Source organism: Pseudonocardia oroxyli (assembly GCF_900102195.1).
Lineage (GTDB): Bacteria > Actinomycetota > Actinomycetes > Mycobacteriales > Pseudonocardiaceae > Pseudonocardia > Pseudonocardia oroxyli.
The window spans coordinates 107,988-122,127 of record NZ_FNBE01000011.1; the positions used below are offsets into that span (position 1 = coordinate 107,988).

A 14,140-nucleotide genomic window follows, 5' to 3' on the forward strand; every position below is an offset into this window, starting at 1 on the left:
CCAGAAGGCGTCAGGTCGGTGCGCCGTTGGGCTGCAGTCGGGTCACGAACCCTTGCGTGACGCACTGTTTGTGATAAGAATTACCGCGAGTCGCACGCCTGACTCGTTCGGGCCACGAGTCGACGAGGACCGGATCGCCACTGTGCCGTCCCCCCGAGACCCATGGCGAGGAGCGCATTCGGCGGAACCCGAGATGCGTGATCGGCCCCGTCCCGTCACGACCGGGGCGTGTGACATCGGAGGCGGAGGGTGACTCCGCTCCGGCCCCGCTTCGCACCCGGGCGAATGCGGGAACCGGATCAGCACGGCACCCGCACCCCCGTGTCCTCGTCGCACTGGCGGGACGGGCAGAGGTGCCACGGTCGCGACGCACCGCGCGTGCGGATCGACTGCCACCACGACCCCTCATGGGTACCGCGATCGGAGTCCTTTCATGACGAGCCAGTCCCTCACACCCAGCCAAGGAGAGGTCGGGCGTGAACGCCTCACTCCGGCCGCCCGCCGGGCACTGCTCGGTGCCTGTGTGGGCACGGTCATCGAGTGGTTCGACTACGCTCTGTTCGCCTCGTTCTCGGCGATCCTGGCGAGTGAGATCTTCTTCCCGAACCTGGCCCCGGGTATCGGTGTGCTGGCCGCGCTGTCCACCTTCGGGGTCGGCTTCTTCATCCGCCCGCTGGGCGGATTCGTCCTCGGTCGACTCGGGGACCGCTACGGGCGCAAGCCGGTCCTGGTGTTCACCCTGACGTTGATGGGAGTCGCCACGGTGGCGGTCGGGTTCCTCCCGACCTACGCCGCCGTCGGCATCCTGTCCCCCATCCTGCTGGTGCTGCTGCGTCTGATCCAGGGCTTCGGCGCGGGCGCTGAGTCGGCCGGAGCCATCGCCATCGTGGCCGAGTACGCGCCGTTGCGCAGGCGGGGCTTCTACACCAGCTTCGTCCAGACCTCGCAGATCGTCGGATCACTGATCGCGAGCCTCGTCTTCATCGGCGTCTCGTCGCTGCCGCAGGACGTCTTCCTCAGCTGGGGCTGGCGCATCCCGTTCTACGGGGCGGCCCTCCTGCTCGGTGTGGCGTTCTGGCTCCGGTCCCGGCTCGAGGAGTCGGATGAGTACGTCCAGGCAGTCGAGAAGGCCCGCGACCGGACCGGGCAGGACTTGCATCCGATGCGCACCCTGTTCACCACGATGAAGAAGCCACTCTTCCTCGGCTTGATCGTCATGTGCGCGCTCAACAACGCCTCGGCGACGCTGAGCGTGTTCACCCCGAGCTACCTGCGCAACACGTTGCACATGCCGGCGCAGTCGGTCTTCATCGTCACGTCGGTGGGCTTCTTCGTGGGCATCTTCGCCGGAACCCTGGCCGGTCATCTCTGCGACCGGTTCGGCTTCCGCAAGATCTGGACGGCTGGAGCCCTGATCACGGCGCCGGGGATCTTCCTCTACTTCATGCTGCTCGACACGGGGTCCTTCGCCTTGGTGCTCCTCGCAGCAGGCGCCTCGTACCTGCTGTCCTACGCGACGATGACCGGTCCGTCGCCGGGCCTGCTGTCCAACGTCTTCCCGACCGAGGTCCGCTACTCCGGCATCGCCGCGGTCAAGGAGACGAGCTCCGCCCTCGCGGTGGGCACGATGCCGATCATCGCCACGGCGCTCGTCCTCGCAACCGGGGGCTCACCCTGGTTGGTGGCGACCTACGTCGCCGTGTGGTGCCTGCTGGGCGTTCTGGCCCTGCGGGCCCTGGGCCGTTCGATCGAGACCCCGGCCCAACGGAACCTGACCGTGAACGACTGACTCCCGCCCTGCCTTTCGCCCCTGTTCGGGGGACCCCCGCACTGGTAATCTGATGACATTCAGCCGCTGTGCGTGGGCAGGTACGCCCCTTCGGCCCACGACGGCCGAGGCATTCTCACCGTGGAGGATGAACCATGCAGGTTCGTTACCCGACGTTCGACTTCTCTCACACCGAGCCCCACTGGAACACGAACAAGGAACTCTCGCAGTTCATCAACGCGGGGAACATCATCCCGACCTACATCGAGCCGTTCCTGATCAAGGTGATGCGCAAGGCCCGCGCCGAGCTCGACCCGGTGGCGGACGCGGAGCTGATCGCGGACATCGACACCTTCAACAAGCAGGAAGCGCAGCACATGAAGGTGCACCGCGAGATGCTGACGCTCGTCCGCGACAACGGTTACGAAGGAATGGTCCCGATCGAGAAGGCCTACGAGGCCGACTACGAGAGGTTCCTCAAGGAGAAGCCGCTGAACTGGCTGCTCGCCTACTGCGAGGGCTTCGAGGCGTTCGGCTCGACGGCTGCCGAGAAATGGGTCGACGGGCACATCGAGGACCGAATCGAGGGCGCCGACCCGGAGATCGTCAAGATGTTCCGCTGGCACCTCGCGGAGGAGTTCGAGCACCGCACGGTGGCACACCGGGTATACCAGCGGCTGGGCAGCCAGGGTGGACCGGTTCGCGCCTATCTCCGGCGCCTGCGCGGCCTCTACGACGCCGCGACCCACATGACCGGCTACTCGGTGAAGCTGTGCGACTTCCTGATCTCCGTCGACCAGCAGAACATGACCCCCGAGGAGAAGGCAGCCTCTGATGAGCGGCTCAAGCAGGCCAAGAAGCTCCGAGCCGCGCCGAGCATGAAGAACCTGGTCCGCATCTTGATGCCCTGGTACGACCCGGCGCACACGACGCCGCCGCGCCGATACGAGTCCGCGTTGGTGGAGTACGCGGCCTGACGGCACCGCCGTCTCGGACCAGAACGGACGGAGCCCGGGCCCATCGGCCCGGGCTCCGTCCGTTCCGCATCAGGTCGGTACCGCGCGGTCAGAGATCGAGCACCAGCCGGTCACTCAGCGCCCGGCCCACGCAGATCATCATGGTCGCGTTGGACGCCCGCTCCACGGCGCTCATAATCTGGTCGCGGTGGTCCGGTGCACCCTCGAGCACGGCCGTCTCGCAGGTCCCGCAGATCCCCTCCTCGCACGAGGAGGGGATCTGCGGGACCACCTCGCGGACGACCTCGAGAATGCTGCGGCCCGGCGGCACGGTCACCGTCATCCCGCTCCGCGCGAGGTGGACCTCGAACCCGGCCGATCCCGCGCCGTCGTCGACCGCGACGGCGGACGCCGCGAACCGCTCGACGTGCAACACGTCCGTGAGGCCGCGGACCGCACACCCCGACTCCACGGCGCCCAACAGGCCCTCGGGCCCGCAGCAGTACACCCGGCCACCCGTCGCCACCTCGCCGAGGACCACCGGCAGATCCGGACGTCCGACCTCGTCCTCGGCCAGCAGCTCCACCTTGCCGCCCGCCCGTGCGGTGATCTCGTCGACGAACGCCATCGACGAGGCCCGCCGCCCGCCGTAGACGAGCTTCCAGGGGACGCCGTCCGCCTCGGCCTGCGCGATCATCGGCAGGATCGGCGTGATCCCGATCCCGCCGGCGACGAAGAGGTAGGAGTCGGCGGGCTCAAGGCGAAAATGGTTGCGCGGACCCGTCACCTGCAGGCGCGTACCCACCACGACGTGGTCGTGGACCTCGCTCGAGCCGCCCCGGGAGTTCGCCTCTCTCAGGACGGCGATCCGGTACCGGTCACGCTGCTCCACGGGTCCGCACAACGAGTAGTGCCGGATGAGCCCACTGGGCAGGGCCACCTCGAGGTGCGCGCCGGGCTCCCAGGCCGGCAGCTCCCGGCCGTCCGCCTCGGCCCGCAACGTCAGGCTTACGACGCCGTCCGCTTCGTTGCGGCGGTCGCTGACGACGAGGGTCATCTCCACGCACATTCTCCCGTCACTGCGGAGCGCCCCGCGCTCGCGTCCACCCGGCTCGACCGCTCGCCAATCGAGGGCTGACAAGGCACGGGCAAGTGATTATGATAAGATTTTATGTCAGCCTGTCAAACACACACCTCCGACCTCCGATGAGCACCGTTGCCCCCGGCGCGGGGATCACGCAACGGCAAGTGCGCGCGGGTGAGATCGACTTCGGGATCCTCGAGGCCGGCGAGGGGCCGCTCGCGCTCTGCCTGCACGGGTTCCCCGACACCGCGCACACGTGGCGACACCTCCTCCCTCGCCTGGCAGAGGCGGGCTTCCACGCCGTCGCGCCGTTCACACGAGGCTATGCACCGACGTCGGTGCCTGCGGACGGCGCCTACCAGATCGGCGCCCTCGTCGCCGACGCGAACAACCTGCACACCGCCCTCGGCGCGGACTCCTCCGCCGTGATCATCGGCCACGACTGGGGTGCCGGTACCGCGTACGCGGCAGCGTCGACCTTTCCCGAGCTGTGGAGCAAGCTGGTCATCCTGGCGGTCCCCCCGGCCACGGCCGTACTCTCGCTCCTGGGCGGCTACGACCAGATGAAACGCTCCTGGTACATGAGCGTATGCGCCTCGCCGCAGGGCGAGGCGGTCGTCGCCGCCGACGACTTCGCCTTCCTCGAGCGGCTGTGGCGGGACTGGTCCCCCGGCTACGACCCCACCCCTGACATGCAGGACGTGCGGGCGAGCCTGGGCAAGGCCGAGGCGCTCACCGCGGCGCTGGGCTACTACCGCGCCCTCTTCGCTCCCCCGGCCGACGACACGTACGCGGCTGCTGCCGCAGGCGCCGGCGGGCTGGCACCACAGCCGACGCTCTACCTGCACGGAGCCCAGGACGGTTGCATGGGCAGTGAGCTCGCTGAGGCAGCCGAACCCTTCCTCACCTCGCCGGGCTCACGCACGGTCATCGTGCCCGATGCCGGCCACTTCCTGCAGGTGGAGCAGCCCGACACGGTCAACGGCCTGATCATCGACCACCTGCGCGGCTGAGCCGCCGCGATGAAGGAGCACGTGAAGTGACGGCGCCGGCGGGCAAGCTCGCCGGCAAGGTCGCGCTGATCACCGGCGCGGCCCGAGGCCAGGGCCGCAACCATGCGGTCCGCCTCGCCGCCGAGGGGGCGGACATCATCGCCGTCGACCTGTGCGAGCAGATCGACGAGGTGCGTTACCCCATGAGCACGGAGGAGGATCTCGCCGAGACCGTATCCGCCGTGGAGGCCCTCGACCGTCGGATCGTCGCCCGCAAGGCCGATGTCCGGGAGGCCGAGGCCCTCGCCTCGGTAGTCGAGGAGGGCGTCGCGGAGCTCGGTCGGCTCGACGTGGTCTGCGCCAACGCGGGCATCATCACGCCCCACGGCGGCGCGGACCGTCCGACAGCACTCGCCGCGAAGGTCGCCGCCTTCCGGCTCATGGTGGACGTGAACCTGACGGGCGTGTTCGCCACGATCGAGGCGGCCCGCCCAGCGTTGACCGCCTCCGGGGGCGGGTCCATTGTGATCACGAGTTCGCTGGCCGGCCTGCGGGCGCTGGGTGTGATGGGCGGGTACACCGAGTCGAAGCACGGACTGGTCGGGCTGATGCGCGCGGCAGCGATCGAGCTCGCGCCCGCCCGCATCCGCGTCAACTCGGTGCACCCGACCTCGGTCCGCACTCCGATGATCATGAATGACCAGTCGTACCGTTCCTTCCGGCCCGACCTCGACCACCCCACTGCGGAGGACGTGGCCCCCACCCTCGCCGCGATGCACCTGCTCGACGTGCCCTACGTCGAGCCCGACGACATCAGCGCCGCTGTGCTCTGGCTGGCCTCGGACGAGGCACGCTACGTGACGGGGGTCGCCCTGCCCGTCGACGCAGGCGGGGTCATCCGCTGACGTCCGGCCCGACCACGCCGTCCTCCACGCTGAAGGGATCCATCGTCTGATGAGTACCGAACCAGTGCCAACCTCCTGGCACGATCACGCGCCGTCGGTCCCCGGTGGTGCGCTGGACCCGCTGACCCGCCTCGAGGTCATCGAGGACGTCCGCTACCTCAAGGCGACCTACCTTCGTCTGCTCGACACCCAGCGGTGGGAGGAGCTCGTCGCACTCTTCGTCGACGACGCCACGTTCGTCCTGGAGACCTCGACGGAGCCGGTCGTCCTGCACGGCGTCGCCCCGTGGCTGGCGAACCTGCGGCGCACGCTCTCCGGTGGCACCACCGTCCACCAGGTGCACCAGGCGGAGATCGACGTCGTCGATGCGAACTCCGCGGGTGCACGGTGGGCCATGACCGACTACGTCGTCCCCTCCCCCGCAACGGGGCGGCCTCCGTTCTACGGTCACGGCCACTACACGGAGACCTACCGTCGCATCGACGGCACCTGGCGGATCACCAGCCTGGAGCTGACGCGACTGATGCTCGACCATCCCGCGTTCACTCTCGTCCCCCAGGGCTGACCCGTCCCGCTCCGCACGCCGGGGGGGATCGCCGACCCACCGAGAAGACGACTGCGCGGGCCCCGGTCGGGGCCCGCGCAGTCGTCGAGTGGGAGATCAGGCGGTGAAGTTGAAGACCTTTCGCGCCGTCAGCTCCACGATCTGGTGCACCTCGTCGTCCGGCACGTCCTTGAGCTGGTCGGCCGCCATCTTGCGCGAGTGCGGCCAGTCGGAGTCAGAGTGCGGGTAGTCGCACTCCCACATGATCCGGTCGACGCCGATCTCGTGGCGTGCGCCGACGCCGTGCGCGTCGGTGATGTAGCAACCGTAGAGGTTGCGGGCCCACAGATCACGCGGGTTCACGTCCGACGCCTTGTTGTGCCAGCGGTGCTTCGACCACGACAGCTCGGCACGCTCGAGCATGTAGGGCAGCCAGCCGATGCCGCCCTCCGCCAGGACCGCCTTGAGCTGGGGGAACTTGTGGAACACCGGCGAGAACAGCAGGTCTGCGAAGGTGATCATCGAGTTGAGACCCATCGTCGCCGTGACGGCGAGGTCCGAGCAGTCCGCACTCGGCTTCAGAGTCTTGCCGGAGGTGCCGAAGTGCATGCACAGCGGCATGTCGTGAGCCTGCGCCGCGGCGCACACCTTGTCCCAGCCGCCCGAGGTCCAGCTCGGCAGGCCCAGCGGCGCCGGGTTCTCCGGGAAGGAGATGCCCTTCGAGCCGCGCTCCGCCACCCGCTCGAGCTCCGCCACGGCGAGGTCGACGTCCCACAGGGGCAGGATCGAGATCGGGATGAAGCGGTCCGGGTACGGGTCGCTCCACTCCTCGAACACGAAGTCGTTCCAGGCCCGCACCGAGAGCAGCGCAAGCTCCTTGTCCTCCGACTCGAGGAACGCCGTGCCCGCGAACCGCGGGAAGGTGGGGTACATGACCATGGCGTGGATACCGCCCATGTCCATGTCCGCCACCCGCGCGGCGGGCTTCCAGCACCCGGGGATGATGTCCTCGTAGCTGGTGGGCTCGCGATTCTGCCATTCCTTGGGGTCCTTGCCCGCCACCGCGTTGAGCGCCAGCTGCGGGTAGAGGCGGTCCTCGAACATCCAGGTCTGCTGGCCTGCTCCGACGAAGACCTCACCGAAGATGGCGTGCTTCGCCGACATGTCCTCTTTCGCGGTGATCACCCGCGGCGCGAGATGCTGGTACTTCGCCGGCAACCGGTCCGTCCACACCGTCGGGTGCTCGATGAGGTGGTCATCCACCGAGATCATTTTCATGTGCGGCTGAAGCGGCACAACTGCCTCCCTCTCGACGACTTCGTCGCGCTCGGCCCCGCTGAGCGGCCGGCTGAATATGATACGAATACTACGCTGAGGTTCCCCACCGTCAAGGACGACGAGGACCGGCTACCGCCGCTGCACGGGCGTGCCCGCCGTCCTGCCGCCGTCGACGACCAGCTCGCTGCCCGTCACGTACGAGCTGAGGTCCGAGGCGAGGAACAGGGCAGCCCTGGCCAGCTCGTCCGGATGAGCGGCGCGTGCCATCGGCACCACCGGCAGCAGACTGGCGAGGTACTCCTCGTCGGTCTGCCTGTTCTTGTCGCGCACCATCGGGGTGTCGACCCAGCCCGGATGCAGCGAGTTGACCCGGATGTCCGGCGCGAGGTCGATGGCCGCGGCCTTCGAGAGCCCGCGAACAGCCGCTTTCGAGGCCGAGTAGGTGACGGCGCCGGGCTGGCCGATCAGGCCGCCGGTGGACGACACGTTGATGATGGAGCCGCCTCCCGCACGTCGCATCGAGGGCGCCACCTGCTGCATGCCCACGAGGCAGCCCCAGACATTGACGTCCATCAGGTCCATGAAGTCTCGGCGTGTCGACTTCTCCACCGTGCCGCCCCGCAGGACGGCGGCGTTGTTGTGCAGCACCGTCACCGGTCCGAACGCCTGTTCCGCCTCCGCGACCACGGCGGCCCACTGGTCTTCGTCCCGGACGTCGAGGTGGCGGTAGATCGCGCCGTCGCCGAGCTCCTTGGCGACCGTCTCACCGAGGTCGTCCAGCACGTCGGCGAGTACGACAGTCGCCCCTTCCGCGTGGAAGATGCGAGCGGCGGACTCGCCTTGGCCGCGCGCCGCGCCGGTGATCAGCGCGACCTTGCCCTGCAGCAGGCCGGTCATGTCCATCTCCTCGCCTCGTGCCCTTCGCGAAACCTGACCATCGATCCGAATCTTATCATCTTTAGGCCCCGGAGAACCGTCTCGCCGATCCCCACTACGCCGAGCGATTCTCCGCCGGCGGAAAGTGGCAGGCCACGAAATGGCCCGGTCCGACCCCACGCATCTGCGGTTCCTCCTGGGCGCACCTGTCCCGGGCGAGCGGGCAGCGCGTGCGGAAGCGACACCCACTCGGGGGGGCGAGCGGCGACGGCAGCTCCCCCTCCACCGCCATGGGCTCGATGGCCACCGACGGGTCCGGCACCGGGACGGCCTCGAGGAGCGCCTGGGTGTAGGGGTGCCACGGCTTCTCGTACACCGCCCCCGACGGCCCGATCTCGCACAGCTTCCCGAGGTACATCACGGCGATCCGGTCGCTGACGTTCTTCACCACTGCGAGGTCGTGGGCGATGAAGATGAGCGTGAGCTGGTAGCGCGCCTTCATGTCCTCCAGCAGGTTCAGGATCTGGGCCTGAACGGACACGTCGAGCGCCGAGACCGGCTCGTCGCAGATGACGATCTCAGGCTCCATGGCCAGGACGCGCGCGATGGAGATGCGTTGGCACTGACCGCCGGAGAACTGGTGTGGCCTGCGAGTGGAGACGACGTCCGGGTCGAGCCCCACCGCCGAGATCACCTCGGCGACGCGGGCCCGCGCATCGGAGCGCTTCCAGATGGACAGCCCCTCGCCGACGATCTTGTCGATCGTCCGGCGGGGGTTCAGCGACGAGATCGGGTCCTGGAAGATCATCTGCAGCTTCGGCCGCGTCGCCCGCAGCTCCGCCTGGGACAGCCCGGTCATTTCGCGGTCGTCGAACCGCACCGAGCCGCCGCTCGGTCGGGGCAACATCATCACCGCGCGACCGGTGGTGGACTTACCGCACCCCGACTCGCCGACCAGCCCGAGTGTCTCACCCCGGCGCACGTCGAAGCTGAGCCCCGAGACGGCCTGAACGGTCCCGCCCGCCACCTGGTACTCCACGACCAGGTCCTCGACGCGCAGCACGATGTCCTCCTCGGCGGGGCGCAGGTGCGCGGTTCCGCTGCCGGCCATCAGACCGCCGCCCGGACCGTCGTGCCCGCGGCGCTCACGCCCGCAGCCGAGTTGGCCGACAGCGCGGCGCGGCCCGCCTCTGTGTCCACCGGGTAGAAGCACGCCACCTCGTGCCCCACCGTGGTCGCGGTCTCGAGCACCGGGTCCTCCTCCAGGCAACGTGGCTGCGCGTAGCGGCAGCGCGGGGCGAAAGCGCAGCCCCGACGTGGATTGATCAGGTCCGGTGGCCGTCCACCGATCGTCGTCAGACGCGTGTGCACCGCGTTCTCCAGACGGGGGATGGAGGCCAGCAGGGCCTCCGTGTAGGGGTGGCGCATGGCCGAGAACAGGACCGGCGTCGCCGCCTTCTCCACGATGCGACCCGCGTACATGACCGCGACCTCGTCGGTACGCCCGGCCGCGACCCCGAGGTCGTGCGTGATGAGGATGATGGCCATCCCGTGCTCGACCTGCAGCCGCTGCAGCAGGTCCAGGATCTGCCGCTGGATCGTCACGTCGAGCGCCGTGGTGGGCTCGTCCGCGATCAGCAGGCTGGGCTCGCAGGCCAGCGCCGTGGCGATCGCGACGCGCTGGCGCATCCCACCGGAAAGCTGGTGTGGGTACACGCTCAGCCGGCTCGCCGGGTCCGGGATCCCGACGTCGCGCATGAGCTCGAGTGCCCGCTCCTGAGCCGCCGCGCCCCGCTGTCCGCGGTGGAAGCGCAACGACTCGGTGATCTGCCGGCCCACTCTCACCACCGGGTTCAGCGACGTCATGGGGTCCTGGAAGATCATGGAGATCTCGTCGCCCCAGATGCGGCGCAGCGCCGCGGCGGACTGGCCGCGCAGCTGGGTCCCCTGGTAGACGGCGGTCCCCCGGCTGGTGTCTGCGCTGGACGGCAGCAGGTTCATCAGCGAGCGGGCCAGGACGGACTTGCCGGAACCGGACTCGCCGACGATGGCCAACGTGCGGCCCGTGTCGAGCTCGAACGAGACACCGTCGACGGCCCGCACCAGGCCACGAGCGGTGCGGAACGTGGTGACGAGGTCGGTGACCTCCAACATCGCGCTCACAGGGCGGACTCCCGCACGTCGAACCGGGTCCGCGCCCGGTCGCCGACCACGTTCAGCGCGAAGATCGTCAGGAACATGGCCGCGGCCGGGATGAACACCAGGTGCGGCTGGGTGGCGAGCCGGTCCTTCGCCGCGCTGATCATCCCGCCCCAGCTGGGCGAGGGCGGCGGGATGCCGAGGCCGAGGAAGCTCAGCGACCCTTCAGCGACGATGACGACGGCGGCCATCACGAAGGCGTACGAGGCCACCGGAAGCACGACGTTGGGCAGGATCTCGCGGAAGATGATCCGCAGCGGGCGACCGCCCAGAGCCCGGCTCGCCGTCACGAACTCTCGCTGGGCGAAGGCCAGGGTGTTCGCCCTGGCCAACCGGGTGAACGTCGGCACGCACAGCAGACCCAGCGAGATCACCAGGCTGCGCAGGCTCGACCCCAGCGTGGAAGTGATGGCCAGCAGCAGCACCAGCGGCGGGTAGGCGAGCAAGCTGTCGGTGAGGATGGTGACGACCTTCTCGAACCCGCCGCGGAGGTAGCCCGCCAGGAGCCCGAGCACGCCGCCGATGACCATGCCGATCAGCACGGACACCACACCGACCGCGAGCGACACTCGGGCGCCGTAGATCAGCCGGGACAGCGTGCTCCGACCGAGACCGTCGGTGCCGAGCAGACTTGCCAAGTCCCAGGAGGGCCCCATCGCAGGCCTGCCGATCCGGACGTCGTAGCCCGGGATCGGCAGCAGGTCGGCGAACACGGCGAGCAGGACGACGACGGCCAGCCAGCCGATCGCCAGCTTCACGAGGATCGTTCTGGACCGCTTGGCCCGTGCGACCGGTGGTGCCGCGGTCTCCGCCGGAGGAGGTGGGGCCGGGCCCTCGACGACGGCCGGGACCGGCGCCGTGGTGGTGGGGGTGGTGGAGTTCTTCATGGGCGATCAGGCTCCCGTGACTCGGGTCCGCGGATCGAGGATCGTGTAGAAGACGTCGGTCAGGACGTTGAGCGCCACGTAGACGATGGCGACGAAGACCACGACGCCCTGCACGACCACAGCGTCCTTGGCGAGGATCGAGTTGACCAGCAGCTGACCGATACCGGGCAGGGCGAACAGTGTCTCGACGATGACGGCCCCACCGATGAGCCGGCCGAGACTCAACCCGGCCAGCGTCACCAGCGAGAACGACGAGGGCCGCAGTGCGTGTCGCAGAAGCACGTACCAGGTGGGCAGTCCTTTGGCCTTGGCCGAGAGGATGAAGTCTTCCTGCAGGGTCGCGATCAGGTCGCTGCGCAGCACCCTGGTCAACACCGCGAGCTCGGTCAGCGCGAGGGCCAGAGCCGGCAGGAACGCAGACCGCAGGTTGCCGAGCGGGTCGTCGGCGATCCGCACCCACCCGGTGGCCGGAAAGGCCCGGAGGCTCAGGGCGAAGACGAAGACGAGCAGCAACGCGGTCAGGAACGGGGGCATCGACACCAGCCCGGACGTCACCACGTTCGCCAGGCGGTCGGCCCGCCCGCCCGCCCGGTAGGCGGTGTAGAGCGCCAGCGGGATCACGACGAGGAAGGCCATGATCTGGGCCAGGATCGCCAGCTCGATCGTCACGGGCAGCCGCTCGAGGATAGCGTCCAGTACTGGCTGCTGTGAGCGGATCGAGCGGCCGAAGTCGCCCTGCGCGATGTGCGCGATCCACTCGCCGTACCGGACGAACAGCGGCCGGTCGAGCCCGAGCTGCTGGCGCAGCGCCGCGACCTGGTCCGGTGTCGCGCTCTCACCGAGGATTGTCGCGGCCGGGTCGCCCGGGGTGAGGTCCACGAGCAGCATCGACCCGAACGTCACCAGGAGCAGGACCGGCACGATGTGCAGCAGCCTGGTCCGGAGCTTGCGACCGACGGCCGCGGCCCGCGATCCGGCCGACGGAGCAGCGGCGGGCCGGGCCGTGGGCGTGGGCGTCGTCAGCTGGGTCACGTGCCGGCCCGCCAGACCCGGTCCCAGTGGACGATGCCGTCCTCGAACACGCTGATGTCCCTGAGCTTGCTCCCGTCCCACAGGACGTTCGGGTTCGCGCGCAGGAACAGCACCCAGGGGACGTCTCGGTTGACGATCTCGTCGAACTTCCTGTAAGCGGCCTTGCGCTGCTCGAGGTCCTGGGTGGCCCGACCGGCCTGCATGACCGCGGTCATCTCAGGGTTGTCGTAGCGGAGGAAGTTGCGGGCGTTACCCGGCTGCAGGAGCAGCCCGATGCGGGGCTCCGGGTCGAGGTTGAAGTTGTTCTGCACCGAGACCTCGTAGTCCCCGGAGGCCTGCCGTTGGGTCGGCAGGAACTGCGACGCCACCTCGAGCTTCATGTCCAGGTTCTTGAGCGCGGCCAGCTGCGTCTGCACCGCCGTCCCCAGCTGCTCGTTGCGCTGGTCGACGAGGAAGGTGAAGCTGATCGGTCCGCCGCGCTCGGCCGCCATCTCGTCGATCAGCTTCTGTGCCGCGGCGAGGTCGGGCTTCGGGAAGGCCGCGGCCTGGTCGTAGAACGCCGTGTCCGGCGCGAAGAACGTGGACGTCTCCGGACCGTTCCCCTGTTCGACGGCCTCGCTCACCGCCGCGTTGTCGATCGCCAGCCGCATGGCCTGGCGGAACCGCACGTCACCGGAGGTCGGCTTGGCGAAGTTGAAGTACATCGACGTGCCTCCGCTCATGGCGACGGACAGCACCTGGAGTCCCTGCTGCTCCCCCTGCACCGCGTCGTTGCGGGTCAGCGCGACCAGCCCGTCGAGCTGCCCGGTCGCCGCGGAGTTGAGCCGCTGGGCGCCGTCCGGGATCGGGCGCAGGACCACCTGGTCGAGATAGGGCCGGGGAGCGTCGTAGTAGGCGGGGTTGCGGACGAAGGTCATGTGGTCGTCGCGCAGCCGCTCCTTCAGCAGGAACGGCCCCGCCCCGACCGGATTCTCCCCGAGCGTGCCGGCCCGGATGGCCGCCGGCGAGGCGATCCAGTTCACCGCGAACAACGCCAGCGACCGCGGGAACTGGAAGTTGATGTCCTTGAGCGTGATGCGGAGGGTGGTGGGGTCGACCACCTCGAGCGAGGCGAACGAGCTCGCCACCCCGCGGGCCCCGGAGGCGAGCGCCGGATCGGCGTGCCGCTCCCAGTTGAGCTTGACCGCGGCCGCATCGAACGCCGTGCCGTCGCTGAACTTCAGCCCGTCCCGCAGGACCAGGCTCCACACCGTGCCGTCGTCCGAGGTGAGCGACTTCGCCATCACCGGGACGACCTGCTGGGTCTTCGGGTCGGTCTCCACAAGGCCGCCGTAGAGCAACGAGCCGACGGTGCCGTCGGCGATCGTCCCCGAGACCGACAGCAGCTTCGCCGGGTCGAACGTGCCGCTGACGTCGCCGGTTACGCCGAATGTCGCGCTGCCGCCACTCTGGGGAGGGCCGGACGGTTCGTCCGCTCCTCCCTGAGTGGAGCCGCCACATCCGGCGAGCAGGACGAGGGCGGCGGAGATGGCGGCCAGGGCCGCGCCGCCTCGAGATCTCAGGAATCGCATGGGTGCTCCTCGCGGGCGTCGTCGTCCGGGTGGACTGGTCGAGGTGGG

General features: G+C 69.2%; 13 protein-coding genes. 5 read left to right on the forward strand and 8 right to left on the reverse strand.

The annotated features are described in order from the left end of the window. Window positions 1–433: 433 nt before the first annotated feature. Window positions 434–1,789: an MFS transporter gene (locus tag BLS43_RS17510; RefSeq protein ID WP_093086005.1), complete on the forward strand. Its 1,356-nt coding sequence runs from the start codon at window positions 434–436 to the stop codon at window positions 1,787–1,789. Between the two features lie 134 nt (window positions 1,790–1,923). Then, complete coding sequence (locus BLS43_RS17515) at window positions 1,924–2,745, forward strand: metal-dependent hydrolase (protein WP_093086007.1); 822 nt, start codon at window positions 1,924–1,926, stop codon at window positions 2,743–2,745. Between the two features lie 88 nt (window positions 2,746–2,833). On the opposite strand, the gene BLS43_RS17520 is transcribed toward BLS43_RS17515, so the two are convergent. Next, window positions 2,834–3,781, reverse strand: coding sequence for a PDR/VanB family oxidoreductase (locus tag BLS43_RS17520; protein WP_245707549.1), 948 nt, complete (start codon window positions 3,779–3,781; stop codon window positions 2,834–2,836). A gap of 191 nt (window positions 3,782–3,972) precedes the next feature. On the opposite strand from BLS43_RS17520, the gene BLS43_RS17525 reads away from it, so the two are divergent. The 3 genes from BLS43_RS17525 to BLS43_RS17535 are packed head-to-tail and all read left to right on the forward strand — an operon-like array spanning window position 3,973 to window position 6,270. Continuing rightward, complete coding sequence (locus BLS43_RS17525; protein WP_218129879.1) at window positions 3,973–4,821, forward strand: alpha/beta fold hydrolase; 849 nt, start codon at window positions 3,973–3,975, stop codon at window positions 4,819–4,821. Window positions 4,822–4,847: 26 nt separating this feature from the next. Further along, window positions 4,848–5,705, forward strand: coding sequence for a mycofactocin-coupled SDR family oxidoreductase (locus BLS43_RS17530; protein WP_093086015.1), 858 nt, complete (start codon window positions 4,848–4,850; stop codon window positions 5,703–5,705). A gap of 49 nt (window positions 5,706–5,754) precedes the next feature. After that, window positions 5,755–6,270 (forward strand): nuclear transport factor 2 family protein, encoded by a 516-nt coding sequence (locus BLS43_RS17535; protein WP_093086017.1) that lies wholly within the window; start codon window positions 5,755–5,757, stop codon window positions 6,268–6,270. 96 nt (window positions 6,271–6,366) lie between these two features. On the opposite strand, the gene BLS43_RS17540 is transcribed toward BLS43_RS17535, so the two are convergent. From BLS43_RS17540 to BLS43_RS17570, 7 genes are all read right to left on the reverse strand, one after another. Next, window positions 6,367–7,521 (reverse strand): amidohydrolase family protein, encoded by a 1,155-nt coding sequence (locus tag BLS43_RS17540; RefSeq protein WP_245707550.1) that lies wholly within the window; start codon window positions 7,519–7,521, stop codon window positions 6,367–6,369. A gap of 135 nt (window positions 7,522–7,656) precedes the next feature. Continuing rightward, the gene (locus BLS43_RS17545) at window positions 7,657–8,424 is read right to left on the reverse strand and encodes a glucose 1-dehydrogenase (protein WP_093086300.1); all 768 of its coding nucleotides are present in this window, start codon (window positions 8,422–8,424) and stop codon (window positions 7,657–7,659) included. Window positions 8,425–8,518: 94 nt separating this feature from the next. Then, window positions 8,519–9,514, reverse strand: a complete 996-nt coding sequence (locus tag BLS43_RS17550) for an ABC transporter ATP-binding protein (RefSeq protein WP_093086022.1) — start codon at window positions 9,512–9,514, stop codon at window positions 8,519–8,521. Then, the gene (locus BLS43_RS17555; RefSeq protein ID WP_093086303.1) at window positions 9,514–10,557 is read right to left on the reverse strand and encodes an ABC transporter ATP-binding protein; all 1,044 of its coding nucleotides are present in this window, start codon (window positions 10,555–10,557) and stop codon (window positions 9,514–9,516) included. The genes BLS43_RS17550 and BLS43_RS17555 overlap by 1 nt, the downstream gene beginning before the upstream one ends. A gap of 5 nt (window positions 10,558–10,562) precedes the next feature. Beyond that, window positions 10,563–11,489: an ABC transporter permease gene (locus BLS43_RS17560; protein ID WP_093086025.1), complete on the reverse strand. Its 927-nt coding sequence runs from the start codon at window positions 11,487–11,489 to the stop codon at window positions 10,563–10,565. Window positions 11,490–11,495: 6 nt separating this feature from the next. Next, entirely contained in the window at window positions 11,496–12,521 is a 1,026-nt protein-coding gene (locus BLS43_RS17565) for an ABC transporter permease (RefSeq protein ID WP_245707551.1), read from the reverse strand. Next, window positions 12,518–14,092, reverse strand: coding sequence for an ABC transporter substrate-binding protein (locus BLS43_RS17570; RefSeq protein WP_093086028.1), 1,575 nt, complete (start codon window positions 14,090–14,092; stop codon window positions 12,518–12,520). Before BLS43_RS17570 ends, BLS43_RS17565 begins: the two co-directional genes overlap by 4 nt. Between the last annotated feature and the right edge of the window lie 48 nt (window positions 14,093–14,140).

What these genes read in the sequence shown, in the direction of transcription:
- BLS43_RS17510 (WP_093086005.1), top strand. Translation starts at nt 434, where the DNA reads ATGACGAGCCAGTCCCTCACACCCAGCCAAGGAGAGGTCGGGCGTGAA.
- BLS43_RS17550 (WP_093086022.1), bottom strand. Translation starts at nt 9,514, where the DNA reads ATGGCCGGCAGCGGAACCGCGCACCTGCGCCCCGCCGAGGAGGACATC.
- BLS43_RS17535 (WP_093086017.1), top strand. Translation starts at nt 5,755, where the DNA reads ATGAGTACCGAACCAGTGCCAACCTCCTGGCACGATCACGCGCCGTCG.
- BLS43_RS17540 (WP_245707550.1), bottom strand. Translation starts at nt 7,521, where the DNA reads ATGATCTCGGTGGATGACCACCTCATCGAGCACCCGACGGTGTGGACG.
- BLS43_RS17545 (WP_093086300.1), bottom strand. Translation starts at nt 8,424, where the DNA reads ATGACCGGCCTGCTGCAGGGCAAGGTCGCGCTGATCACCGGCGCGGCG.
- BLS43_RS17515 (WP_093086007.1), top strand. Translation starts at nt 1,924, where the DNA reads ATGCAGGTTCGTTACCCGACGTTCGACTTCTCTCACACCGAGCCCCAC.
- BLS43_RS17570 (WP_093086028.1), bottom strand. Translation starts at nt 14,092, where the DNA reads ATGCGATTCCTGAGATCTCGAGGCGGCGCGGCCCTGGCCGCCATCTCC.
- BLS43_RS17555 (WP_093086303.1), bottom strand. Translation starts at nt 10,557, where the DNA reads ATGTTGGAGGTCACCGACCTCGTCACCACGTTCCGCACCGCTCGTGGC.
- BLS43_RS17520 (WP_245707549.1), bottom strand. Translation starts at nt 3,781, where the DNA reads ATGACCCTCGTCGTCAGCGACCGCCGCAACGAAGCGGACGGCGTCGTA.
- BLS43_RS17560 (WP_093086025.1), bottom strand. Translation starts at nt 11,489, where the DNA reads ATGAAGAACTCCACCACCCCCACCACCACGGCGCCGGTCCCGGCCGTC.